The following is a 26,818-nucleotide window of genomic DNA, read 5'->3' on the forward strand; positions in this document are numbered from 1 at the left end:
CGGATCACGGCGAGGCGGGCAGGACAGTGCGGCAGTTCGGCGGGGCAGCGTGGCAGTTCACCGGACCGGGACCGGGATCCGGACCGGGACCGGGCCACTGGGTCGCGCCGACGTTCGCGGTGCGGGCCGCCGGAGTCCCGGCCGGGGAGCTGACCGCGCTGCGCGCGACCCGTACCTGGGCCGCCGTCGACTCCCTCGTACCGGCGCACCGCTGGCTGGACGAGGAGGGACGGCAGCTCTCCGCGCTGCTCGCCCGGCTCGCGGTCCGGGGCTCCACGACCGGGGCGAGCGGGCTGCGGCCCGCCGTCGCCGCGGTCCGCTCGGCGCTCGCCGGGCTGGTGCCGCCGGACGACTGGGTGTGGGGCCAGCAGGTGTGGGACGCACTCCCCGACGAGGTGTGCGAACGCGTCGATCGCTGGCTCGGCGAACTGGAACGCTACCGGCTCTGCACGGCCGAACTCGCCGGGATCCACGCCGCCGAGACGCCCTCCACCACCGCCGCGCTGCGCACCGCCGTCGGCGGCCGGAGCTTCGGGCGCGGCCTGGTGCAGGGCAGCCCCGAGGTCTTCGAACAGCTCGACCGGTGGCTCCAGGACCCGGCCGCGCTCCCCGGGGAGGCCGTACTGCGACTGCTGGCCCGGCAGGTGGCCCGGGCCGCCACCCGGCCCAGCCGGTACGCGACCTTCACCGTGACCGCCGACGGGTCCTTCGGCCACGGTCCGGGCCAGGACGGCCGGGCCGCGCTGCCCGAGCGTGACCAGCCCGAAGGCGCCGCCCGGGGCGTCGTGGAGCCCTGCGCGTGGATGCTCCAGCAGCTCGCCCGGCAGCTCGCCACCCGCCCCGAGCTGGCCCGCCGCCTCGGGGTACGCGTCAACCCGAGCACCGTGGAGGAGGACGGCCGCCTGTGGTTCCTCAGCTCCGAGTCCGGTGAGCCCGTCTCCCGGATACCGGCCGACGAGGCGGTGCGGAGCTGCCTGCGGCTGGTGCGTGAGGCCCCCGGCGGAGCGACCCTCGGCGGGCTGCGCGCCGATCTGCTGGCCCTTGGCGGGCGGACCCCGCACCAGGCCGACGCGCTCGTCGACGCGCTGGCCGCCGCCGGTCTGCTGGAACTGCGGCTGCCCTTCGCCGACCAGGCCCCGGACCAGCTGGGTGAACTCCTCGCCTGGGTCGGGCCGCCGGGCGGCCGGGCTCCTGCCCTGGCCTCCGGCAGCCCCGCGCCCGCCGTGCCCTCCTGCACCGCCGACCGCACCGCCGCCCCGGGAAGCCACGGCGTCGCGGCTCCGCTGCGCGAACTGCGGCGGCTGCTGCGGGCGTACGGGGACAGCGACAGCCCCGGCGAGCGGGCCGCGGCCCGCGCCGCCGCGCGGACCGTGCTGCGCTCCCCCGGACTGGCGCCCATTCCCGACGATCGGGTCCGGATCCCCGCCCGGCTCCGGGCCCGTACGCGGACCCGGACCGCGGCCCGCACGCCCTTCCACGAGCACCTCCTGTCGGACACCGCCGTGGGGCTGCCCTGGGAGCGGTGGCGGCCGGTCTGCGGCGGCGGATAGCGGGCGCGGCCCAGTCCACCTACCGGGCGCGGGGCGCGAGCCTGCGCGAGCAGACAGGCTGGCTGTGGGCCGTGGGCGACGGGGCCCGGGCCGCCGCGGTCCACGAGGACGCCGACCCGCGGGCGCACTGCGCGCGGGGCACCGGACCGGCCGCCGCGTGGTCGCACTCGGTGCGGACGCTGGCCGCCCGTCTGACCACGCTGGCGGCCGAGGGCGCGTACGCGCCCGCCGGGCTGAGCGAGCTGTACCCGGACTCGGCCTGGAAGGGGACCCGGCGCCCGCCGGACGCGGCGATCGCCGCGCACCACGTACTGGGCCGGGCCGCGCACCAGTTCGCCAACCGGGTGGGCATCGGCGTCCAGCAGGAGACGTACCTGCGCCTGCTCCTCGCCCAGGCCCTCCACGACCTGGCGCGCCCGCGCACGGCCCGGCCCGCCTGAGGAACGGCGGGCCCGCGCCGCCGGCATCCGGACGGTGGGCGGGGGCCCGCGCTCGGGCATCCACCGCGCAGTGGCCGCGGGGGGCGGGTCAGGGTGCCGGAGAGCAGGTTCCGGGGGTGAGCCGGCCAGGAAAGTCCTGGGCGAGAGCAGCGGCAAGCAGCGGGTAGGCGTCACGCAGACCGTTGGGTGCGTCAATGAGCCGGAGAAGGCCGGTGAGTTTGCCGTCCTCTTCGTCCAAGGTGCAGCCGCCAGTGAAACCGGGACGCTGGGGGGAGGGGCCTGCGCCGGTTCGCGCCGTCATCTGGGCGCCGCGGAAGATTTCGTAGAGGGAATGGTCGTGGCGGGGGAGCATCCACGCCATGAGGGCGTAGAGGAAGTCGGTGGGCCTGCCGCCCGGGGCGCCGAGGGCACCGTAGCTGACGAGCATCCGCATGGTGGTGCCAGAGGTGCCGGTGCGCACGGGGTACCCCTTGTTGCCGTGTACGTCCTTGTACCAGGCGGAGTCCGGGGCGACGGTGAAATATTCTTCGCCGGTCCGCCAGGGCAGGGGAATGTCGGCGTCGGGGACCTGCGGCTGACGGGAGTCCCTGGGTACCCTGGCCCACTTCACCTTGCCGGCGGTGACATCGACGCTGTCGACGACGAGAGTGCCGTCCTCTGCAGTTGTGTAGTTGTCCCTGACAAGGGCGACGTCTGTGTGCTTCCTGAGTTCTGCCAGGGATTTCGCACCGTACTTCGCGAGCGCTTCTTCCACCGTGTGAGTGGTGGTGGCCAGGTCGGTGCGGGTAAACGCATAGACGAAGCTCCTGAAGTACTCCATTTCGCTGTCCCCCATGGGTTCGCCCGCGGTGAGCAGATCACCTACGGAAACCCGCGGATGTTCAATGCTGGAGCGGAATTTCCGCCCCTCCATGGCCAGTTGGTAATTGTCGGCATCGTCCGCAGAGGAGTACTGGGCGAGCCATGGGGGGCAGAATACGTCGGGATTCCCAGAGCCGGTTTCCGCGGCCTTGGTGACGAAGTCGGCCAGTGCGCCGAGGTAGGTGCTGTTGAGCCCGGCGGTGCGGACGGAGTCTGCCGCGGCACCGATGTCCGCGGCGGGGCTGAGGAAGAAGTCGCCGATGATTCCCTTGAGGGAGAGTACGTCCGGGTCACCCGCATGGCCGAAGATCTTGGCATAGGAGGCGTTGTAGACGGCTGTCATCACCTCGCGAGTGTTCGCGCCCGGGGACCGGAGCGATTCGAAGCGGGCATGGGCGCCGTCGATGCCGGTCTGCCCGGCACTGCCCGGATCATCCTGGAAGAACGCCTGGCGAACCAAGCTGTCGATGCTCTCTTCAGGAATATTCTTCCAGCGGGCGTATGCGGTCAGTGCCCCATGGAGAGCGTCCAGCATGGCCTGCGCCGCCTTGCGCGGCCCGTCCTGCCGGGACAGGAAGATACCGAGCCTGTCCTCCTCGGCAGCAACACGTGCGGTGAACTCCTCCTGGCTTCCGGCCCAGTCCTGATGGGCCGGCGCCTGCCCGGACCAACAGTCAAGAGAGCGCATTTCCGGTTGTGTCAGATGTGCCTTCTTCGGGGTGACGGATGTGCCCTCATCCTCCTTCCGTATGCCTTTGCTTTCTGTCCGGCGTTGCTGTACTGCATGTTCGAGCGGCATCAGCTGGGGTTTCCTTTGTTCAGGACGCCCACGTGGGCGTGAGGAGGACGGTGGCGTCGTCGATGGCTTCGAACGGCCCGATCATCGAGTCGAAGGTCGACTTCGCGTCGAGCATGGAGTCGAAGTCCTTGTACTTGACCAGCTTCATCTCGGTGCTCTCCTGCCAGACCCTGGCCCACGCGGGCTCCGGCTTGAAGATCGGTGTGGTGATCTTCGGGAACTGGTGGGCCGTGAAGTCCGCGACCCAGGTCTGGCCGCGGTGGTCGGCGAGGACCGCGAAGTGGTTGTTGGCGGGGAACTTGTCCCCGCGCTGCCAGATCCCCATGCCCCGGAACCTGATGTTGGTGAAGCCCTTCGACTCCATGTAGTGCTTGACCGGCTTCAGGACGTCGTAGCACTTGCCGTTCGGCCGCGTGATGCCGCCGGAGATCTCGCGGAGCATCGACGCCGTGTCCGACTCGATGACATCGGCCGCGAAATCGTTCGCGCCCCGCGTCACCGCCTGCCGCCGGGCCCGGGTCGCCGCTGCCGGGATGTTGGCGAGGTCGGTGAACGTCTGGCTCTCCACGGCCATGTCACCGGCGGAGGATGTCGTGACGGGCACCCTCGCGCGCCGGGGCTCGGTCACGGCCTTGCACAGGTCGGCGGTCTGGTCGGCGGTGTTGGCCACGGGCGCCGCCGCGCGGGGTTTGGCGCGCACCCCGGCGACCTTGGCCTTGACCGTCTTCATGGCCTTCAGGACGAAGGCCGCGTCGACGGCGGCTCCTGCCACGGAGAGGATCCGGCCCAGCGCGGCGTCCTCCATCGCCTCCCGGTAGACGTCGCCGCGGTCGGCGTTCTCGGCGACCCGGTCCCCGTAGTGCGCCTCCGCGAACCCGAACCCCACGCCCGCGCCGAGCGCGATGGCGGACGAGATGCCTCCGGCGGTACCGATGGTGATGGGGAGCGTCACCAGGGCCAGCGCCACCATGAGGTCGCGCATGGTCCGGGCGTGGACCTCGCCGTCGTGTTCGGCCGAGGTGTAGACGAGCCCGTCGAGGTCCGACAGCACCCTGTCTCGGGCCGCCTGCCACAGGGCGGTGGACGAGTCACCGGTCGGCTGCATCTTCAGCCGACCGATCCGCATCCCAACCCTGGTCCGCCCCGGCTCGAAGTCCATCGCCTTCGCCGCGTCGCCCTCGAAGCGCGACAGGTGCTTGCGGAGGAACGACTCGTACGAGCTGCCGGAGTCGGACCACTGCCAGTAGTGGTGCTCCCCCGTCTCCACCGAGACGAGGAGGTGTTCGGTGCCGATGCCGACGGACACCAGGCCCGGCACCACCTTGCCGTTGAACTCGACCAGGTTCTCCTTCAGGGCCCCGGCGAGCCACGCCCGCGTGAACAGGCGCGCGTTCTCCTGCTTCGCGGAGACGGAGATCCGGGCCATCGTGCCGCGCAGGCGCGAAGCGGTGAACTCCTTGAAGCTCTTCTGGAACTCCGTGCCGTCGAGGACCCGTGTCGCATCGGCCTTCAGTTGCGCGGCGACCCCGTCGCGGACCGCCGTGCCCTTGAGCGCGTCGACGACCGGCCGGGACAGACCGGCCGGTGCGGTGAGCTCGATGCGCGACCGGTTCCAGATCGTGGGATTCTTCCGCTGCGGCTCGCCGAGCGCCAGGTCCCGGGTGGTCACCTGCCAGCGGTGCGAGGTCGCGCCGTTGTTCATCGTCACGGTCTCGTGCGTACGGGGAAGGTTGATCACGCACGTCCACTTGCCGTCCAGCGGCATGGCCTCCGCGGCGGACTCCTTCGTCAGCCCAGCGACGACGTCCCGGATGGTGTTGTCGAAGTACTGCCGGCTCCTGAGCTTGCGGGTCTCGATGGAGTCCGCCCCCCGCGTCAGCTTGGCGAAGAGCTCCCGCGACGCCGTCTCGCTGCGGCTGGACCTCGTGCCACCGCGGCCCGTCGGGGCCTGCGGTTCCTGCCCCGCGGCCCTCTTGCCCCGCTTCTTCGACGTCGTGCCGCTGTCGGTGGGACCGGCGGTCCCGGATGGTGTCCGGTGGTGGCCGCTCGGCCTGTTGACGCTGTCGAAAGCGGCCGCCGTCTCCGCCAGGACCAGCACCTGCCGGCCGTCGGCGAGACGGGCCCCCTCAGGGGTGAACCTGAGTGCCCCGTCCGGGGTCTCCCACGTGTCGCCCAGCGGGTACTCGCGCGACAAGCCGTCCGGCAGTCCGGCCCGCAGCGTTCCGTTGTGCACGCCGACCAGCTCGCTGAGGCCCATGCTGAGCATGGCGTGGATCATCTCCTGCCGCCCGCCGTCCACTTGCACGAACGTCACGCGGTAGCCCTGCTTCAACCGGCCGAAGCTGTCCACGTCCGTGATCTCCTGGCCCTCCCCGCCCAGGAAGTCGGTGAAGTCGTGGGCGGAGGTGGCGCCGACGAGCCGGTGCATCTCGGCGTCGTCGATGATGCCGGTCGTGCGCTGCAACCCGGCGACCACAGCCCAGCTGGAGTCCCCGGCCTGCTGCACCTCCTCCCGGAAGGTCTTGTCCCACCAGCGGTTCGAGATGTGGTTGCTCACCTTGAGGCGGTTGGCCTCGACGTCCGACTCGGGCATCCGCCACACCTGGCGCACGGTGCGCTGGTTGCGCTCCTGCCCGGCGGGCAGCTCGCCGATGACGGCCTTGTTGAGTTCGTAGATCTCCCGCCACCGGTCACCGTCGCCGAGTTCGGCATTCGCGACCCGCCACAGGCTGTCGCCCAGCTGCACGGTGTAGGTGGGGAAGACCTCCAGCGAGATGGTCGTCCCGACCGGGAGCTCCACGGTCCGGGTCTCCTCCGGTCCGACCTCCGCGACCGTGCCGTCGCCGCCACGCAGGACGACCGACGTGTTTCGCTTCGGGGCGAGGACGCACTTGATGATCCGCCCGGCGTACTTGAGGTGGAACCGCACCCTGGGGTGCAGCAGGACCTCCGCGACCTCGCCGAGGAAGCCGGGGAACACCACGTCGACGGTCCCGGCGCGCTGCCCGACCACCGGGGCCACCGTGGGCGCGCCGCCGACCACCGCGGTCGCCGTCGCCTTCGGGACGGTGGCGGCCTTGACCGAGACCCGTACCGTGCGGTCCGCGAGACGTGCGGACATGCCCGAGTCGTACCAGGTGGGGCGGGTCAGCAGCTGTGTGCCCTCCCGGTACTCCAGCGCCCAGCGGGGCGACTGGGTGCTGAACTCGGTCGCCGCGCTGCCGCTGTTGCTGAACTCCCGCATCTTGATCAGCTTGGTGGTGGTGCTCTGCTGGTACTTGGCCAGCCAGTTCTCCATGGGCAGGATGAGCGGTCCGTCGAGTCCCTGCATCCCCTTATTGGCGAACTGGCCTGCCGAGAGATCGAACACCCAGTCCTTGCCGCCCTTGCTGCCGATCACCACGAAGTGGTTGTCGTTGAGGGTCATGCGTCCGCCGTTGGACCACATATCCATGCCCGCGTAGCGGATGTCGGTGAAGCCCATCCGCGTGGCGAAGGTAGCGACCGGCTCCATCAGCTTCTCGCAGTTCTCGCTGGGATTCGGCAGCAGCTTGCTGATCTTGCCGTCCTTGCGGGCGAACCTCAGCAGCTTGGCCGACAGCAGGCTGTCCGCCTCCGCCAGCTGCGCCACCGCGCCCTGCGGCCGCATCGACTCGATGCGGAACTCCGGGGCGTCCGCGTGCACGTAGACCCGCACCTGCTGCCCGTCGGCCAGTTCCCACACCCCGTCGCCGCGGAATGTCAGGCCCGCGTCGCTCGTCAGGTCGAACTCGGCGTAGCCGGGGCTCAGCCGCGGGTTGATGCCCGCGTTGTTGAGCCCGGCCACCTTGCCGTTGCCGGTCGAGGTCATGGCGTGCAGCATGCGCTGCTCACTGCCGGCGCCCCCGACGATCGCCACCCGCTCGCCGAGCGGCATGCGGGCCAGGCTCTCCGGGTTGGCGACCGCCTTCATCTCCTTGCCGCCGAGGAACGCGTCGAAGGTCGTAGCCCGGGTCACGGAGCGCAGCCGCGCTGCCTCCGCCGCCGTGATCACCCCGGCGAGCTCGTCCATCCGGATCGCCGCGTCCCAGCACACGTCGCCGCGCCGGAAGGCGGCCGTCGGCAGGTCCGGGCTGCCCGCGATGGCCGAGGCGTACGCGGACGTGCGCTCCATGGGTGCCTTCCCCCGCAGCCCGCCCTCGATGCGTCCCGCTATCCGGCGGGTCAGGATCTTCTCCTGGCCCTTGGCGATCACCGACCGGAGCTGCTTGGCCGCGGCGGCCTTCGCCCCCGGCGTCGCCGCGTGCAGGAACTTCGCCGCGGCGGCCACGTCCAGCACCGCGCCGCCGATGGCGAACACCATGCCCAGGGCAGCGTCCTCCTCCGCGTGCCGGCGTACGTCGCCACGGTCGGCGACCCCGCCCAACTGGCCCTGGTAGGCCGAGGAGGCGATACCGGCGGCCCCGGCCACCAGACTGACCGCCAGCGCCGCGCCACCCGTCAGACCGGCCGCGACGACCGTGGCCAGATTGCTCACGGCGGACGCCAGATTGCGCTTGAACCGCAGGCCGTCGTCCCGCTGCTGCTCCTCGGGGGTGTACGAGAGCGCGTCCGCCTCCCTGCGCACCTTGGTCAGGCCCGCGTCCCACAGGTCCTGGTACACCTGGGCCGACGCGCGGAAGGTGAACGGAACGTACCGGATCTCCCGCGACGCGCCCATGCTGCCCAGCCGCGCGCGCTTCGGCCTGAAGGCGCTGGACGAGGCCCGGCCGCTCTCGTAGGCGGACAGGTGCCCGCGGACGAACCGCTCCCAGTCCGTGGAGTAGAACATCGGCGGCAGCACCTTCACGTCACCGGTGGCGACCGAGACGATCAGGCTGTCCTCGCCGCAGGGGAAGGCGACGAGGTTGGGCACCACCTCTTCGTTGAAGACCACGAGCTGCGGCAGGTGCTCGCCGGCGATGGCCGCGCTGACCGCGTCCGCGACGGTACTGCCGTCCGCCAGAGCGGGGAACAGCTTCGAGAGCGCGCCGGTGACCCGGTCCTTCGCGAACTTCAGGTAGGACGCCTTGTTCTCCGGCGTGTCGACGACCTTGAGCGAGTCACTCAGGATCGTTTCGCCGACCCTCCGGCGGGTGGCGTCGCTGCGCACCGCCCGCCACAGGTCCGTGGACAGCCCGCCGGGCGGGGTGACGAGCGAGCGGGACCAGCCGCTGCTCGTCAGGTCGTTCTCGCGGTCCATCTCGCCGAGCACCACCTCGCGCAAGGTGAAGGTGCGGGTCTTCCCCGCGACCTCGCGCGGATCGACCAGGTTGGGGTTCTGCAGGCGCCGGTGGTACGTGGCGGTGACCCGGATGCCGAGGTTCACCGTCCGTGCGTCGGCCGACCCGCTCTCGGCCTCCAGCGCCTCACGGATCGTGCGGTCGACCGTCGCCGAGGACTTCGCCCGCTCGTCGGAGGACACGGTGATCTCCCGGAGCAGCGGGTCGATCACCGCGAACGGGTCCTCCTCCGTGGTGGCTGCCGGCTCGAACCCCTGCGGGCTACCGGACACGCCCGCATCCTCCAGGCTGCGCTTCTTGCGCTTGCCCCCGCTCTTCGCCGGTGCCGCCGACTGCCCCGGCGCCGACCGTCCGTGGCCGGGAACCCGAGTGTTGGTGGGGGGGTTGGTGAAGAGGCGCGCGACGAGGCTCTTGTGCCCTTCGAGGATGAGGCCGTCCCGCTTCTTGTAAGGGGTGACCTTGTGCCGGTTTCCGGTGATGATGCGGGCGAGATTGGTGAGGGATTCGAGTTCCGGCTGGGCCTCACTCGCCGGGTCGTAGTAGCTGGTATGGGCATCGGTCCAGCTGCCGGCGGGGTTCTTGGTGTAGGTGCTCTTGAGGCGGGTGACCTTGCCGGTGGGGTCGTACCTGACGTGAGCGGGGTCGATGCTGAAAAAGTTGAGCTTGCTGATGGTGTCGTCTTTGTGGGCGGCGACGAAGATGCGGTGGGGGGAGATGTTGAGGTGCTGGGCACGGCGGCCGGTACCGGGGCTGCCGAAGAGGACGAGGTAGTCGGCTTCCCCGCCGCCGAGGGGTTCGCTCCCGTAGGCGGCGCGGGCCTGGTTGACGGAGCGCATGACGGTCGCCTTCACGGGGGAGACGAGGTACGCGGCGGCCGAGGTGAGCGAGGGATCCGCGGCCATCCCGACGAGGGGCACCGTTTTCTTGACGCCTTCGACGATGGCCTCCGTCACGGTGCCGCCCTGCCAGTGCTTCTTCACTCCGGCGGTGATGGGGAAGAGCTTGATGGCCTGATGGACGATCTCCCGGTTCATACCGGCGTAGGCACCCTTGGCGGTGTCGGAGACACCGCCGGCCTCGGTGCGCCGCATGAGGGCGTAGCCGGCGACGACGCTTCCGTAGCTGAACCCGTTGACGGTGATCTGAGGCAGCTCCGGCAGACCGGCGCTCTTGCGCGAGCCGCTGTTCCTCCAGAGGGCACGCCAGTGTGCGAGGTCAATGTTGAGGAGCTTGGAGCCTTCCTTGGCCTGCGTGTCGTCGCTGACCTCGCCCTTGCCCTTGCGCAGGTCCCGGGGGGCCTTGTAGCCCTGCCACGCGATGATGGCGGCCTTCGCCTCGGAGTCGACGCTGCGGCACTCGTCGTAGACGACCCGGGCGCGGCGGACGAGTCCGTCGAAGTCGGCGGGCGAGCTGCCCATGCCGGGAATCAGGACGCAGACGTGGGTGGCGGTCTCGACGTCGCCGAGGGCGACGGCCATGCGTCCGACGTCCTTGAACTCCGGTTCGTAGACGAGGACCTGGGACGGGAGGCCCTCCGCCAGGGCGAGGGCCCTGGCGAGGTGGTCGGCGTTGACCTTGCGCAGGTCCTCCGGTGCCGGGACCCGGGAGGTACCGACCATCCGGGACGGGCGCTGGAACGGGTCGGTCCCACCATCCTGGAACAGGTCGGCCTCACCGTCACGGAGCGCGTTGGTGACGGAGGACACGGCCTCGTCCGCCTGATGGCTGGACACTCCTGGTGTGACCTGGGCGCGGCCGGCCGACGCGGGCGCGGGCCGGCTCAGCCCCGCTGCCAGTTCTCGCCTGTTGGCACTGTCCACCCCGGCGAAGTCGCGGGGCTGGCCGGCCTCGAGGGCGAGTTCCTCCGCCTGTTCGATCTCCTCTGCCGGGGGCGCGCTGGGCGCCCCGTCGAGCGCACCACCACCCGGTGTCTCCCGACGCTCCGCCCAGGCGCCCAGAGCCGCTGCCGCCCCCGTCGTCACCGGACCGCCCTGCGCAAGGGACTCGCTTGGTGCGGACGGCGGAACGGGCTTCTGTACGGGCCTTCGCTCCCAGTCCTGGGAGGGCTGTACATCGGCGTGCTGACCGTGGGTCATGTCGTGGCTGTCCTAGCTACTCGTGATGCGGCGGGGCATCGGATGCGTCGAGAGGCCCCGTCCATGCGATCTCGGCTTGTCGGGAGGCAGCCACTTGCTGCAAGGGCACCCGTGGGACCGCGAGTGCGGAGGAACGCGTCAGATCACGTGGCACCGAAACGCTAACGGCGGGGCCGAGCACCGGCCCGCATCGTTCGAGTACATCCACGTGCCGAAGGTCGACACCTGACGCAGGCGCGGGGCACCGGCGTCAGCCGATCCGGCCGAAGAGGCGGCCGAGCTTGGTGTATTCCGTCTCGATGCCGGCGAGGAGGTCCTCGCCGGTCACCTGCCGGCCCGCCGCCACCGCTTCGAAGGCGGCGCTCTCCACGCAGGCGCGGATGCTGCCGCCCGCCAGGTCGTAGGCCCGGGCGAGGGTGTCGACCGGGAGGTCCTGGGGGGCCGCCTCGCCGAGGAGGGCGCGCCACAGCTGGGCGCGGACGTCGGGGCCGGGGCTCTCGAAGTGGACGACCTCGTCGAACCGGCGGGTGAAGGCGGAGTCGATGTTGGAGCGGAGGTTGGTGGTGAGGATCGTCAGGCCGTTGAAGGCTTCGAGGCGTTGCAGGAGGTAGCCGCTCTGCATGTTGGCGTGCCGGTCGTTGGAGCCCTTGACCTCGCCGCGTTTGGCGAACATCGAGTCGGCTTCGTCGAAGAGGACGACGGCGTCGAGGGTTTCGGCGGCGGAGAAGACACGTTCGAGGTTCTTCTCCGTCTCGCCGATGTACTTGGAGACGATCGACGGCAGGCTGACGACGTACAGGTCGAGGTCCAGCTCGTGTGCCAGCGCCTCGGCGGCCATGGTCTTGCCGGTACCGGACTCGCCCGCGAAGAGGGCCGCGGTGCCCTGGCCCCGGCCGCCGCCCCGGCGCATGCCCCAGTCCTGGAACACCTCCTCGCGATGGCGGACGCGGGCCACGAGCATGTCGAGGCGGTGCCGTACGGACCCGGGCAGGACCAGGTCCTGCCAGCCGACTGCGGGCTCGATGTGCCGGGCCAGTGCCCCGAGTTCGGCGGCCGACCGGAGCCGGGCGGCGGCCCGTACCTCGGGCATGGCGGGGGTGGCGGCGCGCAGCGCGCAGCCGCGGTGCACGCGCTCCACGGCGGCGGAGGCGGCGGCGCCGAGCTGGTCGCGCGGCTTGCGCGCCGCGGCGGAGCGCAGGTCGGTCTCGTCGGGCAGCGGCGCGTCCCACTCGTACGCGGACCAGGGCTGGGCCCCGTAGAGCAGCAGCAGCGGCGGGGCCTCGTCGAGCCGGGCGACGACGCGGCGCAGCAGGTCGACGCGTTCGGAGGTGGCGGTACCGGGCGGCGGTACCGGCAGCAGGACGGCGGCGCCCAGCAACCGGGCCTCCAGCGCGGCCTGTTCGGCGAGCCGGGCTGGCGGGGCGTCGGCGGCGGCGAGCGCGTCCGGGTCGAGCAGCAGGGGCACCAGGCCGAGGGCGGCGAGTACCTCGCGGGCGGCGGGGAGGGCTTCGCCGCGGATGCCCTGACGCAGGTACCGGGTGCGGCGCGGGTCGGCGTCGAGCGCCCCGTGGAGCTCGCCGGTGGCCTCGGGGTCCGCCTCGTGTGCGGCCCAGGCGTGCGGGGGCAGTACCCGCAGCCAGGGGACGCCGCCCGCTTCGGGGCCCCCTTCGCGGCCGGCGAGGAAGTCGACCAGGCGGCCGGGGACGTGGAGCAGCCGGTCGGGGAAGGCGGCGGCGTCGTCCTCGTACGTCAGCAGTCCGGCGGTGAGCAGTGGCGAGCCGGGCCGCAGCAGACCGGTGCCGAGGGCCTCGGGCACGGTGATGCCGTGGGCGGAGAGGACAACGGACACGGTGGGGCGGGAGGAGGGCAGCCCAGTCAGGAAGCGGAAGGCGCTGCCGCAGACCGGGTTGATCTCCGGGAGCAGGCAGGTGAGCAGGATGTCCGTCTCCCGCTCGGTGAGGCCGAACCCGGCTACCAGGCGGGCCAACCGGTCGCCCTGCCGGTCGAGCTCGGCCAGACGGTCGGCGTCGGGCCACACGGGGGTGGACGGCGAACTCGCCGGGCCGTTCCCGGTGTCGTCGGGTCCGTCCGGGTCGACCAGGTCCGACGGGATGCCGGACTCGTGACGCATGTAGAGCCGCCGCAGCCGCTCCTCCACGACGTCGAGGCGCTCCCCGAACAGGGGGGTGGGCGTGGAGGTGGACGTCGGCGTCATGCGGGGCGGTTCCTTCGCTGCGCGGGGCGGGGCCGCGGGGCGCGGGATGCACCGCCCCCGCGGCCACGGGCCGGACCCGGCCCGCTTCGACCCTAGGCAAGGACCGGTGTCCTGGCCGTCGGCCCGGGTGGACCGTTGCCGACGAAGGTTGACACCGCGCACCGTCCTCCTGCCGGGTGGCGGTCAGCCGCCGATCATCACCGTGGGCAGTCCCGCGACGACGATCCCGCCGTGTGCGGTGGTGTCCCCCATGCGGGCCGCCGGACGGCCGCCGATCAGCACCGTCGCGCTTCCCTTGACGATGGTGTCCGGTGGGCCCACGCAGGTGCACAGGTTGCCGACCGTGGCGGCGGGCAGGCCGCCGATGAGCACGTTCACGGCGCCCGGTGGCATGAGCGGGCCGCCGACGTGGGGGACGGGCGGTACGGCGGGGGACTGCATGGGGCAGGTGTGCATGTCACCGACCCGTGCTGCTGGGGGCATGGGCACGGCTCCTTGCTGGGGTGCGGGTTCGTCAGGTCCGAACGTACGGCGTGCCCGACGGCGCGCAAGTGGACCGGAGAGGACCGGGTGTCCCCGATGGGTGACACCTGGTCCTCTCCGGCGGCGGTCACTTGCCGATCCGCCACTCCTTCTTGTACTGGGAGACGGCCTTGGAGAAGTCGTACTTCTGCTGCTTGGCCCCGCTGCACCCGCTGTCGAACTGGACGGCGCCGCCGGCGCACTGCTGGTCGCGGCCGACGGACCACATCGAGAGCATGCCGATGTTCTTCTCGGCCGCGAACTTCTGGATCTTGTTCATGTCGGCGACCGTGACGACGCCCTTGTCCCCGACGCCCTGGCCGCCGTCGCCGTTGTTCTTGCCGATGTTCGGCGTGATGCCGACCATTCGCCACAGCTCGGCGTCGGACTTGTTCGGGAAGGACTCCTTCAGCTGCTTGTGCAGGCCTTCGCCCGCCATGATGACGGCGTCGCCGTACTTGCCCATGTCGGGCACGGACTGACCCATCATCATGGCCATCACGTTGACGACGTCGGGCTGGACGCCCGCGTCCGTGAAGGACTTCAGCATGTTCTTGCCGTCCTGGACCAGGCCGGACGCCAGGCTCGGCAGCGTGAGCGACACGTGGAGGGAGGTGTCGTTCTTGCGGGCGTTGTCCTGGAGGATCTTCAACGCCTCGGCGCGCCGCTTGTTAGCCGCCGCGTTGGTCTGGACCGAGCCCTCGACATCGAAGTCGATCTTGTTGATGCGATAGCGGTCGATGACGCCCTGGTAGGTCTTGGCCAGCTCCTGGGCGGACTTGTGGTCCACCGCCAGCTCGTGGCCGTTCTCGCCGCCGAAGGAGATCGCCACGTCGCCGCCCGAGGCACGGAGGTCCGCGATCGACTTGGCCAGGTGCTGGCTCGGGGTGATGGCGTCGCTGCCCCAGCGCGGCAGGCCCTTGCCCTGGCTGTCGCCGACGATGAACCCGAGGACGAACTGCTTGACGCCTGTGTCCTTGGAGATCTGCGCGAGGTCGGGTACCGGGTAGGCGGCGGCGTCGATGAACGGGCTCGCGCCGCGCCAGGAGGCCGCGGGCTTGCCCACGTCCACCGGGGGACGGCCGTCGGGGCCGGGCTGGGTGGTGGCCACGGACACCTTCGCCGAGGTGCCCGCCTTCAGGGCGCCCTTGCCGGTGATCTGGAGCCGCTTGTGCACCTTCTGGACGGCGACGTTGCCGTCACCCCACGAGTCGCCCGGGAGCAGCCACGCCTCCAGGCCGTAGAGGGCGGACCAGGAGGGTATGTCCTTGGTGCCGGTGTTGGTGATCGTGAAGTCCAGCTGTCCTGAGGTGCCCCAGTCCTTGAACTCGGCGGTCAGCTTCAGCCCCTTGTCCGAGACCCAGCTCTCGCCGGGCTTCATCTCGTCCGGGTGCGGGGTGGGCGGCGTCGGGGTGGGGGTGGGCGGCGTCGGGGTCGGGGACGGGGGCGTCGGGGTGGGCGGGACCGGCGGCTTGGAGCCGCCGTCGCCGTCCTTCCAGGACGCGCCCTGGGCGTCGATGGCCTTGCCGTTGAGCTTGAAGTTCTTCAGCTCGTAGGAGGTGTGCTTGCCGCCCAGATCGACGCCGAAGGTGAACTCGCCGCCCTGGTAGGTGTCCGCGGTGACGGTGACGTGGCTGCCGGAGACGGTGGACTTGCCGGTATAGACCTGCGGGGCGGGCCCGGAGGCGACGTCGAACTCCAGCTTCCAGCCGGGCGCCGCTCCGGGGATCTTGACGCTGCCGCTGAGCCACCAGGTGCTGCCGGTGAGGCTGACCTTGACGGCCTGGGCGGAGGAGGCGGCGGTGTCGATGAAGGCGTCGGTGGCGTAGACGGACACGGGGACGAGGAGTCCCGCGGCGGCCACGCCGGTGGCGAGTCCGATCAGGGTGCGCTTGCGCATGGACGGTTCGCTTTCGGGTGTGGGGGATGCGGTGTGCCGGTGGGGGAGCCGGCCCGGGTACCCGTGCGTGGGGGCGGGTACCCGGGGTGCGGGGGTGCGGGGGTGCGGCTCAGGGGGTGCCGGACGGGTCAGCGGCGGGCCGCGCGGCGGCGCAGGGCCGCCGTGGTCAGGCAGGCGCCGCCGACGAGGAGGGCGCCGACCGCGCCGAGCACGATCCGGGAGTCGACGCCGCCGCCGGTCGTGGCGAGCGAGCCGTCGGCCTTGCCGGACGGCTGGGCGGAGGGCGAGGCGGGACCGGACGGGGTGGCGCCCGAGGGCTTCGCGGAGGGCTCGCCGCCCGGCTTCGTCCCGGCGGACGCGCTGGGGGTGGGTGTGGGCTTTGGAGCGGGCGGCAGGGTGGTGCTGGTGGGGCTCGGCTTGGGGGTGGGCGGGATCGGCCGGCCGGTACCGCCGCCGCCCGTGCCGGGCAGGCAGCCGCGGAAGGTCATCTGGTGGGTCTCGGCGCCGGGCACGGACGTGAGGCGCTTGGCGATGACGGAGCCGTTCACATGGCCCGGGCCGGTCTGCCCGGCGCCCCCGGAGCCGAGCTGCACGGCGGCGTTGGGCGCCAGGATGGTCCCCGGCCAGGAGGTGTGGTTCTTCTTGACGGACGTGGCCTGCGGGAAGTTCCACAGCAGCCGGGAGCGGATCTCCTTGAACCGCGCGGAACCGGCGTCGTAGTCGTCCATGACAAACTTCTTGGTCTGCGGGTCCCACAGCTCCACCCCGTACAGGTGGCCCGCCGACATGTCGTAGCCGGAGCCGAGCACGTTGACGAGGGTGCTGGATCCGGCGGGGACCTTCAGGGCGATCCGGTCGGCCTTCTGGAGCTCGGCGGCGTCCACGCTGAAGACGTTCAGCATGGCGTCCTTGCCGGTCAGCAGCAGTGCCTTGGAACCCTCCGGGCGGGTCACCGAGCCGGCGGCCTTGACCGCGGCCCAGGAGGCCGAGCCCGCCCGCAGGGCGCCGAACTCCTTGCCGAAGTCGACGGGCGGGGAACCCTTGGCGTGCTTGCCGTCGATGGCGAACCCGCCGGGGCGGCTGGCGTCCTTCAGCGAGCGGTAGACGCCCTCGCCCTTGCCGATGACGACCTGGTTGGCCGTCAGCTCGCCGCCGACGACGAGGGACTTGCCGCCGGGCAGCGCCCCCAGGTCGGCGGCGGAGAGCCTGGCTCCCACCGAGAAGCCCTGGCCGGAGGCGCTGTCGCCGAACTTGGCGTTGCCGCCGACGGCGACGGCGCCCTCGGAGTCGGCGTAGCGGACGGCGTCGCCCTCCACGAACTCCGCGTAGGCGCCCGCCACTCCGAGCGTTCCGGCGGCGCCCGGCGCGCAGACCGGTGGAGCCGCGACGGCAGCGGTGGCCGGGACGAGGGTGAGGGAACCGGCGGCGACGGCGGCGACAGCGGTGGCGAGGACGGTGGAGGCACGCATGAAGGAACTCCCGTTCGAACGGGCGGCATGGGAGGGGGACGGATCGACCATCCACCACACGCGATCTTGACGTCAAATACTGATTTTTGCGACAGATCAGACAAACAGTCCTTAAGTTCCTTAACTGGACCTAAAGCGTGATGCAGGTCACTCGATCCCGATCCCTCCGTCTCGCCGAATACGCCCCAGCCTGATAACAGTTGATCGGAATGTCCGCATGCCCCCATATCCGCGTATCCCGTATGCCCGCTCAACAGAAGGAACGGCTCCCATGGCCCCAGACGTAGGCGTCCTCATCGTCGACGATCAGCCGATCACCCGGTCCGGACTCACCTGCATCGTCGGCTCCCTGCCCGGGTACACGGTCGTGGCCGAGGCCGAGGACGGCATCCAGGCGGTCGTACGGGCCCGCGAGCACGAGGTCGGACTGGCCCTCGTGGACCTGCGGATGCCACGGGTCGATGGCGTGGAGGCGACCCGGCGGCTGATGCGCGTCGAGGAGCCGCCGCGGATCATCGTCATGACCACGTTCGGGGCGGACGACCGGGCCCTGGAGGCGCTGGAGGCGGGCGCGTGCGGCTTCGTGACCAAGGACATCTGCCGCACGGAGCTGCACCGCGCCATGGACACGGTCATGCACGGCGGCACGCTCGTCTCGCCGGACATGCTCGGCTACCTGATGACCAAGGCGACGCGGAGCACGGCAGCGGCCGTGCCCGCGGAACGCCGCGCGGAGCTGCTGGGCAGGCTGAACGACTCCGAGCGCCATGTCCTGGCTCTGGTCGGCGCGGGTCTGAGCAACGCTCAGATCGCGGACCGGCTCTTCCTGTCCGTCTCCAGCATCAAGGCGCGCGTCTCCCGCCTGCTGCAGAAACTGGAACTGGACAACCGCACGCGGGCAGCGGTCCTCGCGCACGAGCTGGACCTGCTGGGGGACTGAGCCCCCGGGGGACCCGGCCTTCCGGGCGGCGGGGCTCTCCGGGGCGGCGGGGCTCTCCGGGGCGGCGGGGGCTCTCCGGGGCGGCCGGGCCCTCCGGGGCGGCGGCGTCAGCCCAGGCCGAACGCCGCCCGGGTGTGCGGGCCGTAGACGCCCGAGGGGTCGCCCGTCAGACCGCGGTCGCTCTGCAGCTGCACGACACCGCGCCGGGTCCGGTCGTCGTACTCGCCGCTGACCTCGACGTACGTGAACCCCTGCCCGTACAGCCGCTGCTGGAGCGTGCGCACCTCGGCGCCCCGGTCGCCCGGACGCAGGGTGTCGTCGGACGGCGTCGGGGTGGGCGGACCGGGCGGCACGGGCCGGTCCGGGGAGTGCGAGCCCGGGTCGGTGCCCGGGCGGCCGCCGTCCCCGTCGGGGCTCGCGCCCTGCGGCGTGGAACCGTCGCGGTTCGCCCCGTTGGGGCTGCCCTGCGGGGTCGGGCTCCCGCCGGGGCCCGTCAAAGGCGAGCCGGCGCCGGGGGACGCGGAGCCCGGGCCGTGCCCACCGGCCGATCCCGACGCACCGGCGGGGCCGAGGTCTTGGCGCACCGGCCCATCGGGGGCGCCCGCGCCCCGGTCCGCCGCCGCCAGCCCGCCGCCGCCGCTCGCCAGGAAGAGCGCACCGCCGCCGAGTACCGCCAGGGCACCGGCCGCGCAGAGCGGAACGCGCCAGCGGGCCAGCCGGGAGCGGCGCCGCCGACTGGCGAGCCCGCCGACGTCCAGCGTCATCGTCGCCGGATCCTCAGACCGGTCGGCCATCGCCCACCACCGCCCTTTGTCCCTACATATATAAGTACATACGTTAGGGCAGGATACTCATGAGCCCACCCCGCCCCGCCAGCCCGGTCTCGTTCGCCACCAGGGCCGCCTGCGTCCGGTTGTCCAGGTGCAGTTTGCTCAGCAGGCGCGAGACGTACGTCTTCACGCTCGCCCGGGACAGGTGGAGTTCCTCGGCTATCTGCGCGTTCTCGAAGCCGTGCCCCAGCAGTTGCAGCACGTGCCGTTCGCTGGGGTTGAGCAGCCGGACGCGGTGGTGCGCGCGGGCGAATTGCGCCTGGCAGACAGACGGCCGTTCCATGAGCCCGCCGAAGACCTCGGGGGCGATGGCGCAGCCGTCGGCCAGGACGTGACACAGCACGGCGCCCAGCAGCCCGGCGTCCAGGTCGCGGGTGACGAACCCCCGGGCGCCCGCGTCCAGCGCCTCGTCGAGCCCCTCGTGTCCGCCCCCGGTGAGCAGGACGACCTTGGGCGGGCGCGGCAGGAGACCGCCGAGCCGGTCGGCGCGCAGCCCCAGGGTGCGGGCCAGGGCGAGGTCCATGACGACGAGTTCGGGCTCCGTGCTGCGCAGCAGCCGGGTCACCTCGGCGGGGGTGGCGGCTTCGGCGACCACCTCGAACCGGCCCAGCTCCTCCTCCAGGACGTGACGCAGCCCGGCACGGAACGTCGGCTCGGCATCGGCGATGAGAACGGTGCGCCGATTCTCCTGCTGCATTGGGTCCACCGATGCTCCGCGAAATTCCGCCGTCAAGTTCATGATCACATTGTCACCCGTGTCGACTTAGGATCTGCGTAACGAATTCTTAAATAGACTTAAGCATCGTCAGATTGCTTTCCCCGATGCAAATTGACAATGATTGACGAATCACCCGGATGGAGAACGGTTCCAGCCTTCTTCATATTCGGGACTTTGGTCCCGCACCAAAAGGGCCAAAGGCAGGTGTCCCGTGCCGTTGCATGCGCAAGCCTCAACACGACGTGAAGTGCGGCATCCGTCCTCCCTCCGAAACCAGGTCTCCCGTGATCCCAGCAGGCACCCGGCCACCTCTGCCCTGGCGCAAGCGCGTGCTCGCCGACCTCCGCGTACCGACCCGCATGCTGATCGTCGTCCTCGTCCCGCTGCTGGCGGCCATGGGCTTCGCCGGGCTACGCATCAAGGACGCGCTGGACGTCGCCGATACCTACGCGGGCACCGAGCGGATCGCGGAGACCAGCCGCACCGGCACCTCGCTGATCACGGCGCTCGCCCGGGAGCGGGACCTGGCCGTCGACCCCCGGGCACGCGCCGACGAGGCCGGCACCAAGGGCCCCGACCAGAAGGGCCGCGACGAAACCGACGCCAGGGCCCGCCAGTTCCTCAAGGAACTCGACGCACTGCCCGAGCACTCCGGCATGGAACGCCAGCGCAAGGTGACCAGCGCGGGCGTGGATTCCCTCCTCGGCCTGCGCAAGCTCGCCGATGCGGGCGCCACCGACCCCGCCGAGGTCGAGCACGGGTACGGCGGGGTCATCGTCTCGATCGCCAGCCTCTACAACCAGGTCGGCGGGATCGGCGAGCAGGCCCGCGGCGCGGGCTGGACCCTCTACACGATCGCCCTGAACACGGCGATGGTCACCAGCCAGCGGTCCGTGCTGGCCAGCGCGGGGCAGCCCGGCACGCTGAGCACCGGTCAGCAGGGCAACATCGTTGCCGCCCAGCTCGTGCGCGACATCACCGGGATGGAGTTCGGGCTCTACGCGCAGCCGGAGGAGGCCGCCGCCTTCCAGCGGATCCTCGGCGCCGATCCGGCCCGCGCGCTGACGGCCGCCCTCCAGAAGCTGGGCAGCAGCGCCGCGACCAGCCAGGTGACCGTCGCCAAGGCACTGCCCAAGACCTGGGACGAGGACCTGACCCGGACCGGCGACGAGCTGACACAGTTGCAGGAGAAGGTCGAGCGGCGCGTGCTGGCGGAGGCGTCGGCGCAGAATGAGACCGCGTACGACCAAGTGGTGACCGACCTGGTGATCGCCGTGGTGGTCCTGCTGCTGGCCGCTCTGCTGGTGTTCGCCACCTCCCGGCACCTGGTGCGCGGCCTGGGCTGGCTGCGCCGGTCCGCGGTCTCGGTGGCCGACGAGCACCTGCCGGAGGTGACCCGGCACTTGAGCGCGGGCAGCGAGCTCCCGGCCGCCCTGGAGGGCAAGGTGCTGGCGCCGCGGACCCGCGACGAGATCGGTGACGTCGGCCGCGCCTTCGACCGGGTCTACCTGGAAGCGGTCGGCCTCGCCCGGCAGCAGGCCGCCATGCGCGAGGAGGTCAACCAGCTCTTCCAGAACCTCTCCCGCCGCAACCAGGGCCTGGTCCAGCGTCAGCTGGCCGTGATCACCGAGCTGGAGGGCGGCGAGCACGCCCCCGACGAGCTGGCCCGGCTGTTCCACCTGGACCACCTGGCGACCCAGATCCGCCGCAACAGCGAGAACCTGCTGGTGCTCGCGGGCGCGGAGATCACCGCCGAGCGGCGCGAGACGACCGAGCTGCTGGCCGTCGTCCGGACCGCGGCCTCGGAGATCGAGGAGTACCAGCGGGTGACCTACCGGGCGGTCCCGCCGCTCGGCGTGGTCGGCTACGCCGCCGACGACCTCGTCCACTTGGTCGCCGAACTGCTGGACAACGCGGCCTCCTTCTCCAGCCCCGACACCTGGGTCGTCGTCAGCGGCCAGCGGATGCCGGACGGGCGGCTGCTGCTGGAGATCCGGGACCAGGGCATCGGCATGAGCGCCGAGCAGCTGACCGAGGCGGAGGACGTGCTGCGGCAGCCCGCCGGACAGCGGAACAATCTGAGCGAGTCCATGGGCCTGTACGTGGTGGGCGCCCTGGCCCGCAAGCACGCGGTGGACGTCAGGCTGTACGCGAACACCCCAGCCGGGCTGATCGCCGCCCTGGTGCTGCCCGAGGCGCTGCTCGTCCGGCAGGCCCCGTCCGCCGTTCGGCCCGGGCCCGGCCGGGCGCCGGCGCCGGTGCGGCCTCCGGGCCGGGAGCGTCCCGTGATCCGCGGCTGGGCCGTGCCCACCCCCTGGACCCCCGGCGGGCCGACCGGCCCGGGCAGCGCCCGCGCCGCGAAGGCCGCCGCCGCCCCGCGCCCGAACCCGGGCGCGGGAGCCGACCATCCGACGCTGCCGATCCGCGCGCTGGGCGGCCCCGGCGTGGGCGGCCCGCTGCCCGCGCCCACGGACTCCGGTCCGGCGGCCCCCCGTACCCCGGCCGCGCCGCAGCACTCGGGCGTTCAGGGCGCCGGTGTCGTGCCGTCGGACGGCTCCGGCCGGGCGGTGCACGTCCCGGTACCGGTCTCGGTACCCGTACCCGCGCCCGGTCCGGAGAGCGGCCCGGCCCACGAATCGACCAGTGCGGGCCTGCCCGTACGTCAGCGCCGGTCGCGCGCCGGGAGCATCACGGCGCCCGGCACCCCCGCCGCCCCCGACCCGTCTCCAGCCGGCCGCCGGGGAGCCGCCGGTCCCGGTCCCGACCCAAGGGAGATCCGGCGCCGGATGAGCGGGCTGTACGAGGGCATCGCCCACGCCGGTCCGGCCGGGGCGGAGCGTTCCGCCGACGCCGGACCGCAGCAGGAGGAGGAGAGCAGATGAGTCCGTTCGCAATCGAGGCGGCCCCGGCCCGGGAGGCGCTCGCGCCCAAGGGTAGCGAGCGGGTACGGGAGTTCCGTTGGGTCCTCCAGAAGTTCCTGGGCGACCTGCCCGGCGTCTTCGACGTGGCCGTGGTCTCGGCCGACGGGATGCTGCTCGCCCGGGCCACCGCCCCGCAGTCGCCCGATCCGGATCTCGTCTCGCCCATCGCCAGCGGGCTCGCCGCGCTGGCGTACGCGGCGTCCGAGCTGCACGGTTCCGGCCCGGTGAGCCGCACGGTGCTGGAGATGCAGCACGGGGTGCTGGCCGTGGTCACCGTCTCGGACGGCTCGCTGCTGGCGGTGGCGGCCCACGCGGGCACCGACCGGGCCGTCCTCGGCTACGAGATGACCCGGCTGGTGCGCAGAGTCGGCCACGTCCTGACGCCCGAACTCCGCTCCACGCTGAGGGACCATGCCGCAGTCGCCGACTGACCCGGTCAGACCGCCCGCTCCCCCGCCACCGGCCCCCGCGCCGATCGCCCCCCGCCCGTACACCATCACGGCGGGCCGGACCGTGACCCGGCTGTCGCTGCCGCTGGAGGCCCTGGTGCAGACCATGCCCAGCCTCTGGCCGGGCACCGGGCACCCCGAGCACGACCGCATCCTGGAGCTGTGCGTCCGGCCCACCTCGGTGGCCGAGGTGTCCGCCCGGCTGCCCGTGCCGGTCGGGGTCGCCCGCGTCCTCCTGTCGGACCTGTCCGGCATGGGCCTGGTCTCGGTCACCGAACCCTCCGGTGACGAGCCGTCCACCGCGTTGATCGAAAGGGTCCTCAGTGGACTACACAGCATCTGACCAATACCAACGCCAATTGACGGCGACGGCGGACCCGACCGCCGCCCGGTCGGCCGCCAAGATCGTCGTGGCCGGTGGCTTCGGCGTCGGCAAGACCACCCTCATCGGCAGCATCTCCGAGATCGTGCCGCTGCGTACGGAGGCCGTCCTGACGGCCGCCTCCGAGTGCGTCGACGACCTCAGCAACACCCCCGCCAAGCGGACCACCACCGTGGCCATGGACTTCGGCCGGGTCACCCTGGAGGGCTCCCTCGCCCTCTACCTCTTCGGCACGCCCGGCCAGGATCGGTTCTGGTTCCTGTGGGACGACGTGGTCACGGGCGCGATCGGGGCGATCGTGCTGGCCGACAGCCGCCGGCTGGCCGACTCCTTCCCCGCGGTGGACTACTTCGAGGAGAACGGCGTCCCTTTCATCGTCGCGCTCAACGGCTTCGGCGGGCACCAGCCGTTCAGCCCCGGCCAGGTCCGGGGCGCGCTGCAGATCCGCGACGATGTCCCGGTGCTGCTGACCGACGCCCGCCAGCGCGACGCGGTGAAGGAACTGCTGATCCGGATGGTGGAGCACGCGCTGGAACGCCGGCTCGCCGTCCCCGTCGACCACGGCCCCGCCCTGGCCGCCACCGGCTGACCCCTCCCCCGCCCCCTCCTCCTGGAGCACCTCCCATGCAGTCAGCCAACCAGCGGGCCGCCGAGATCACCCGCGCCGTCCACGAGCGCTGCGCCAGCACCCCCGGCGTCGAACGGGCCGTCCTGCTGTCCGCGGGCGGGCTCGTGCTGTGCACGGACGAGGCGACCGACAAGGCCGACGCGGAACGGCTCGCCGCCCTCGCCGCGAGCCTGATGTCCCTGACCCGGGCCGCCTCGCACGCCTACGACAGCGGCTGGGTGGCCGCAGCCGTGATCACCATGCGCAACCACCACCTCTGCATGGCCCCCGTCGACGACCAGACCTCCCTCGTGGTCCTCGCCGACTCCGCCCTCGACACGGGCCAGATCACCTACACCGCCGCCCTGCTGGCGGCCGACGTGGCCTCCCTCCTGGACGACGGCGCCCGCGACCACCTGGGCCGCTTCTTCCTCCTGCCGGGCTGAGCCGGGGCGACCGGGTCGGTGCCGGGCCAGTCCACACGGGACCGATGAGAGTACGACACCGGGACCAACGGCCATAAGAGCTCGTAACACGATCATGCATCGGGCTTGTTGAGGCGTCGCCAGCAGATGAGGCTGCAGGCGAGGGAGGTGAAGGCGTCGTGGAGTTCGGTGCGGCGTTCCCAGCGGACGGCGAGTCGTTTGAACCGATGGAGCAGGGCGAAGGTCTGTTCCAACAGACCGTAACGGAGCTTGCCCATGCCCTTGATGTTCGGGGCGCCTTTACGGGAGATGACGGGCAGGATCCGGCGTTTACGCAGTTCATCGCGGTTGGAGTCGTAGCCCTTGTCCCCGAGCAGAGCCTCGGGATGTCGGCGGGGCCGGCCGCGACGACCTGCCACCGGTGGGATGCCCACGACCAGGGCGAGGGTCTGGGTGACGTCGGTGGTGTTCGCCGCAGTCGTGATGACTTTGAGCGGAGTGTCGCGTCCGTCACAGATCAGGTGGTGCTTGCTGCCCGTCTTCCGCCGGTCGACCGGCGACGGACCGGTGTCAGTGCCCCCTTTTTCGCGCGGATGTGGGAGCCGTCCACGCAGGCCCTGGACCAGTCGAGGCGGCCGGCCGCGTTCAACTCAGCCAGCAGGATGCGGTGCAGCTGGTCGAAGGCCCCGGCCTGCTGCCACCGCTCCAGCCTTCGCCAGCAGGTCTGGCCCGAGCCGAATCCCAGCTCAGGGGGCAGGAGTTGCCAGGCGATGTCGTTGCAGAGCACGTAAAAGATGCCTTGCAGGCACAGCCGGTCAGCTACCGGCCTCGGCCCTGCCGACCTCGTAGGCCAGGGCGGCACAGCAGCGGCTCGATACGTGCCCACAAGTCGTCGTACACGATCCACGGCCGAGTACCCACACCACCGCGAACGGCCGAATCGTCACACTGGTCACGGCCGACCAGCACATCTCACCAAGATCCTGTTACGAGCTCTTATGGCCGACCTCCCGAGAATCGCACCCAGGGGCCATTCCCCGTCGGTACCGGGGCCGAAGTCCCGCCCGTCGCGGACCTTGAGCTCCGTACCGACGGCCGCCGCAGGGCAGCGACCGCGGCCCTTCACCGCTTTTCGCGTCGCCGCCGCGCCAGCAGCAAGCCCGTGCCTCCCGCCACGGCCGCCACCCCGGCCTCGACCGCCGTCCAGCCGAGCGGGCCCGGGCCGGAGCCGGAGCCGACGGAGGCGGTGGCACCGGAGGCGGGCGGGGCCGCCGGGGCGTCGGGGCCCGGGGCGGCCGGGTCGAGGGTGCCGACCGGGGTGGCCTTGCCGGCCGCCGAGAAGCCCCAGTCGAGGAGTGCCCGCATCTCCGTGTAGATCTGGTCGCGCCGGTTCTCCTGGGGGTTCATCACGGTCACCACGACCGTGTGTCCGTCCCGCTGGGCCGCCTCGGCCAGGGTGTTCCCCGCGTTCGTGGTGTAGCCGTTCTTGCCGCCGATCAGGCCCGGGTACGTGGCCACCCCTTCGACACCGGACAGCATGCGGTTGGTGTTGGTGATGCCGAACGGCTTGTCCTTGGCGTCGGGCCCGCCGGGGAACTGCGCCGACGCGGTCGAGCAGTACTCCTTGAAGTCCTTGTCCTTCAGGCCCTGCCGCAGGAACAGCGCCAGGTCGTACGCCGAGGAGACCTGACCGGGGGCGTCGTAGCCGTCGGGGCTCCGTACGTGCGTGTCACCGGCTCCCAGCTCCGTGGCGCGCTTCTGCATGTCGGTGACGGTCTTGTCGACCCCGCCGTTCATCGCCGCGAGCACGTGCACCGCGTCGTTGCCCGAGCGCAGGAACACCCCGCGCCACAAGTCGGGCACCTGGTACGTCCCGCCGGGCACGATGCCGACCGCGCTGCTGCCCGCGCCCATCCCTCGGAGGTCTTCGGCGGTCACCTTGCGGCTCACGTCGCGCGGCACCGCGGGCAGCACCGTGTCCGCGAAGAGCATCTTCAAGGTGCTGGCCGGCGGGAGATGCCAGTGGGCGTTCTTCGCCGCGAGCACCTGGCCGGTGTCCGCGTCGGCCACCACCCAGGACAGCGCCGAGAGCCCTGCCGGGAGATTCGGCGCACCCGCGCCCACCTGGTCTCCGGGCAGCCCCAGCCGCTCCCCGCCCGCCTTCGACATCTCCGCGGGCGGCTCCTTCTTCGCCCCGGCCCAGGGCGCACCCTGCGCCGGCGACTTCCCCGGCGTCGGCGTGGGCCCGGCCGCCCGGGCGGGTACGACTCCCGCGCACGCCACGAACGCGGTGACTGCCAGCGCCGCCAGAGCACGCTGGGCCCGTGGCGGTACAGGCCGCCGGTTGGCCGGCGTCACGGAAGGCGCGGCTCCGGTCGGCTCCTCGGATATGGCCGTCATGGGCATGCCCCTTCCGTTCGATGGCCCCGATTC

The 26,818-nt window shown here is 71.8% G+C and carries 17 protein-coding genes and 1 pseudogene; 8 read left to right on the plus strand and 10 right to left on the minus strand.

Translation table 11 applies throughout. The features are described from left to right. The first annotated feature begins 26 nt into the window (after positions 1-26). Positions 27-1,550, plus strand: coding sequence for a lantibiotic dehydratase (locus ACODT5_RS01795; protein ID WP_422517382.1), 1,524 nt, complete (start codon positions 27-29; stop codon positions 1,548-1,550). Next, positions 1,523-1,990 carry a hypothetical protein gene (locus ACODT5_RS01800; RefSeq protein ID WP_422517383.1) on the plus strand — a complete coding sequence of 156 codons (468 nt, stop codon included), beginning with the start codon at positions 1,523-1,525 and terminating at the stop codon, positions 1,988-1,990. Before ACODT5_RS01795 ends, ACODT5_RS01800 begins: the two co-directional genes overlap by 28 nt. Positions 1,991-2,078: 88 nt before the next feature. Here the strand turns inward: ACODT5_RS01800 and ACODT5_RS01805 are convergent, their stop codons facing one another. The 6 genes from ACODT5_RS01805 to ACODT5_RS01830 all read right to left on the minus strand — a co-directional run bounded on the left by ACODT5_RS01805 (position 2,079) and on the right by ACODT5_RS01830 (position 17,113). After that, positions 2,079-3,650 (minus strand): hypothetical protein, encoded by a 1,572-nt coding sequence (locus tag ACODT5_RS01805; RefSeq protein WP_422517384.1) that lies wholly within the window; start codon positions 3,648-3,650, stop codon positions 2,079-2,081. A 19-nt stretch (positions 3,651-3,669) separates the two neighbouring features. After that, positions 3,670-11,007 carry an alpha/beta hydrolase gene (locus tag ACODT5_RS01810; RefSeq protein WP_422517385.1) on the minus strand — a complete coding sequence of 2,446 codons (7,338 nt, stop codon included), beginning with the start codon at positions 11,005-11,007 and terminating at the stop codon, positions 3,670-3,672. Positions 11,008-11,257: 250 nt separating this feature from the next. Next, complete coding sequence (locus ACODT5_RS01815; RefSeq protein WP_422517386.1) at positions 11,258-13,222, minus strand: ATP-binding protein; 1,965 nt, start codon at positions 13,220-13,222, stop codon at positions 11,258-11,260. Positions 13,223-13,405: 183 nt separating this feature from the next. After that, positions 13,406-13,705 carry a PAAR domain-containing protein gene (locus ACODT5_RS01820; RefSeq protein ID WP_422517387.1) on the minus strand — a complete coding sequence of 100 codons (300 nt, stop codon included), beginning with the start codon at positions 13,703-13,705 and terminating at the stop codon, positions 13,406-13,408. Between the two features lie 127 nt (positions 13,706-13,832). Beyond that, complete coding sequence (locus tag ACODT5_RS01825) at positions 13,833-15,644, minus strand: chitinase (protein WP_422517388.1); 1,812 nt, start codon at positions 15,642-15,644, stop codon at positions 13,833-13,835. Positions 15,645-15,772: 128 nt separating this feature from the next. Next, positions 15,773-17,113: a choice-of-anchor A family protein gene (locus ACODT5_RS01830; protein ID WP_422517389.1), complete on the minus strand. Its 1,341-nt coding sequence runs from the start codon at positions 17,111-17,113 to the stop codon at positions 15,773-15,775. A gap of 271 nt (positions 17,114-17,384) precedes the next feature. Between ACODT5_RS01830 and ACODT5_RS01835 the strand changes: the two genes are divergently transcribed. Next, the gene (locus ACODT5_RS01835) at positions 17,385-18,053 is read left to right on the plus strand and encodes a response regulator transcription factor (RefSeq protein WP_422517390.1); all 669 of its coding nucleotides are present in this window, start codon (positions 17,385-17,387) and stop codon (positions 18,051-18,053) included. A gap of 107 nt (positions 18,054-18,160) precedes the next feature. On the opposite strand, the gene ACODT5_RS01840 is transcribed toward ACODT5_RS01835, so the two are convergent. After that, positions 18,161-18,847 carry a peptidoglycan-binding domain-containing protein gene (locus tag ACODT5_RS01840; protein ID WP_422517391.1) on the minus strand — a complete coding sequence of 229 codons (687 nt, stop codon included), beginning with the start codon at positions 18,845-18,847 and terminating at the stop codon, positions 18,161-18,163. Between the two features lie 43 nt (positions 18,848-18,890). Then, complete coding sequence (locus ACODT5_RS01845; RefSeq protein WP_422517392.1) at positions 18,891-19,580, minus strand: response regulator transcription factor; 690 nt, start codon at positions 19,578-19,580, stop codon at positions 18,891-18,893. 305 nt (positions 19,581-19,885) lie between these two features. On the opposite strand from ACODT5_RS01845, the gene ACODT5_RS01850 reads away from it, so the two are divergent. Genes ACODT5_RS01850 through ACODT5_RS01870 form a run of 5 tightly spaced genes read left to right on the plus strand, consistent with a single transcriptional unit; the run spans position 19,886 to position 24,406 of the window. Beyond that, the gene (locus tag ACODT5_RS01850; RefSeq protein WP_422517393.1) at positions 19,886-22,483 is read left to right on the plus strand and encodes a sensor histidine kinase; all 2,598 of its coding nucleotides are present in this window, start codon (positions 19,886-19,888) and stop codon (positions 22,481-22,483) included. Beyond that, entirely contained in the window at positions 22,480-22,953 is a 474-nt protein-coding gene (locus ACODT5_RS01855; RefSeq protein ID WP_422517394.1) for a roadblock/LC7 domain-containing protein, read from the plus strand. Before ACODT5_RS01850 ends, ACODT5_RS01855 begins: the two co-directional genes overlap by 4 nt. Then, positions 22,934-23,314, plus strand: a complete 381-nt coding sequence (locus ACODT5_RS01860) for a DUF742 domain-containing protein (RefSeq protein ID WP_422517395.1) — start codon at positions 22,934-22,936, stop codon at positions 23,312-23,314. Before ACODT5_RS01855 ends, ACODT5_RS01860 begins: the two co-directional genes overlap by 20 nt. Positions 23,315-23,330: 16 nt before the next feature. Next, the gene (locus tag ACODT5_RS01865) at positions 23,331-23,942 is read left to right on the plus strand and encodes a GTP-binding protein (protein WP_422517396.1); all 612 of its coding nucleotides are present in this window, start codon (positions 23,331-23,333) and stop codon (positions 23,940-23,942) included. A 35-nt stretch (positions 23,943-23,977) separates the two neighbouring features. After that, positions 23,978-24,406, plus strand: a complete 429-nt coding sequence (locus ACODT5_RS01870) for a roadblock/LC7 domain-containing protein (protein ID WP_422517397.1) — start codon at positions 23,978-23,980, stop codon at positions 24,404-24,406. Positions 24,407-24,498: 92 nt separating this feature from the next. Here ACODT5_RS01870 and ACODT5_RS01875 read toward each other — a convergent pair. Next, positions 24,499-25,288: pseudogene (locus ACODT5_RS01875) on the minus strand (IS5 family transposase). 219 nt (positions 25,289-25,507) lie between these two features. Then, on the minus strand, positions 25,508-26,785 hold the full coding sequence (locus tag ACODT5_RS01880) for a D-alanyl-D-alanine carboxypeptidase family protein (RefSeq protein WP_422517398.1): 1,278 nt from the start codon (positions 26,783-26,785) through the stop codon (positions 25,508-25,510). Positions 26,786-26,818: the final 33 nt, after the last annotated feature.

Origin of the sequence: Streptomyces tatrensis, from assembly GCF_049310065.1 — a bacterium.
GTDB lineage: Bacteria > Actinomycetota > Actinomycetes > Streptomycetales > Streptomycetaceae > Streptomyces.

Bases quoted from the DNA above. Each gene is read 5' to 3' on its own strand.
- ACODT5_RS01805 (WP_422517384.1), bottom strand. From the start codon at position 3,650: ATGCCGCTCGAACATGCAGTACAGCAACGCCGGACAGAAAGCAAAGGC.
- ACODT5_RS01810 (WP_422517385.1), bottom strand. From the start codon at position 11,007: ATGACCCACGGTCAGCACGCCGATGTACAGCCCTCCCAGGACTGGGAG.
- ACODT5_RS01815 (WP_422517386.1), bottom strand. From the start codon at position 13,222: ATGACGCCGACGTCCACCTCCACGCCCACCCCCCTGTTCGGGGAGCGC.
- ACODT5_RS01820 (WP_422517387.1), bottom strand. From the start codon at position 13,705: ATGCCCCCAGCAGCACGGGTCGGTGACATGCACACCTGCCCCATGCAG.
- ACODT5_RS01825 (WP_422517388.1), bottom strand. From the start codon at position 15,644: ATGCGCAAGCGCACCCTGATCGGACTCGCCACCGGCGTGGCCGCCGCG.
- ACODT5_RS01830 (WP_422517389.1), bottom strand. From the start codon at position 17,113: ATGCGTGCCTCCACCGTCCTCGCCACCGCTGTCGCCGCCGTCGCCGCC.
- ACODT5_RS01835 (WP_422517390.1), top strand. From the start codon at position 17,385: ATGGCCCCAGACGTAGGCGTCCTCATCGTCGACGATCAGCCGATCACC.
- ACODT5_RS01840 (WP_422517391.1), bottom strand. From the start codon at position 18,847: ATGGCCGACCGGTCTGAGGATCCGGCGACGATGACGCTGGACGTCGGC.
- ACODT5_RS01845 (WP_422517392.1), bottom strand. From the start codon at position 19,580: ATGCAGCAGGAGAATCGGCGCACCGTTCTCATCGCCGATGCCGAGCCG.
- ACODT5_RS01855 (WP_422517394.1), top strand. From the start codon at position 22,480: ATGAGTCCGTTCGCAATCGAGGCGGCCCCGGCCCGGGAGGCGCTCGCG.
- ACODT5_RS01860 (WP_422517395.1), top strand. From the start codon at position 22,934: ATGCCGCAGTCGCCGACTGACCCGGTCAGACCGCCCGCTCCCCCGCCA.
- ACODT5_RS01870 (WP_422517397.1), top strand. From the start codon at position 23,978: ATGCAGTCAGCCAACCAGCGGGCCGCCGAGATCACCCGCGCCGTCCAC.
- ACODT5_RS01880 (WP_422517398.1), bottom strand. From the start codon at position 26,785: ATGACGGCCATATCCGAGGAGCCGACCGGAGCCGCGCCTTCCGTGACG.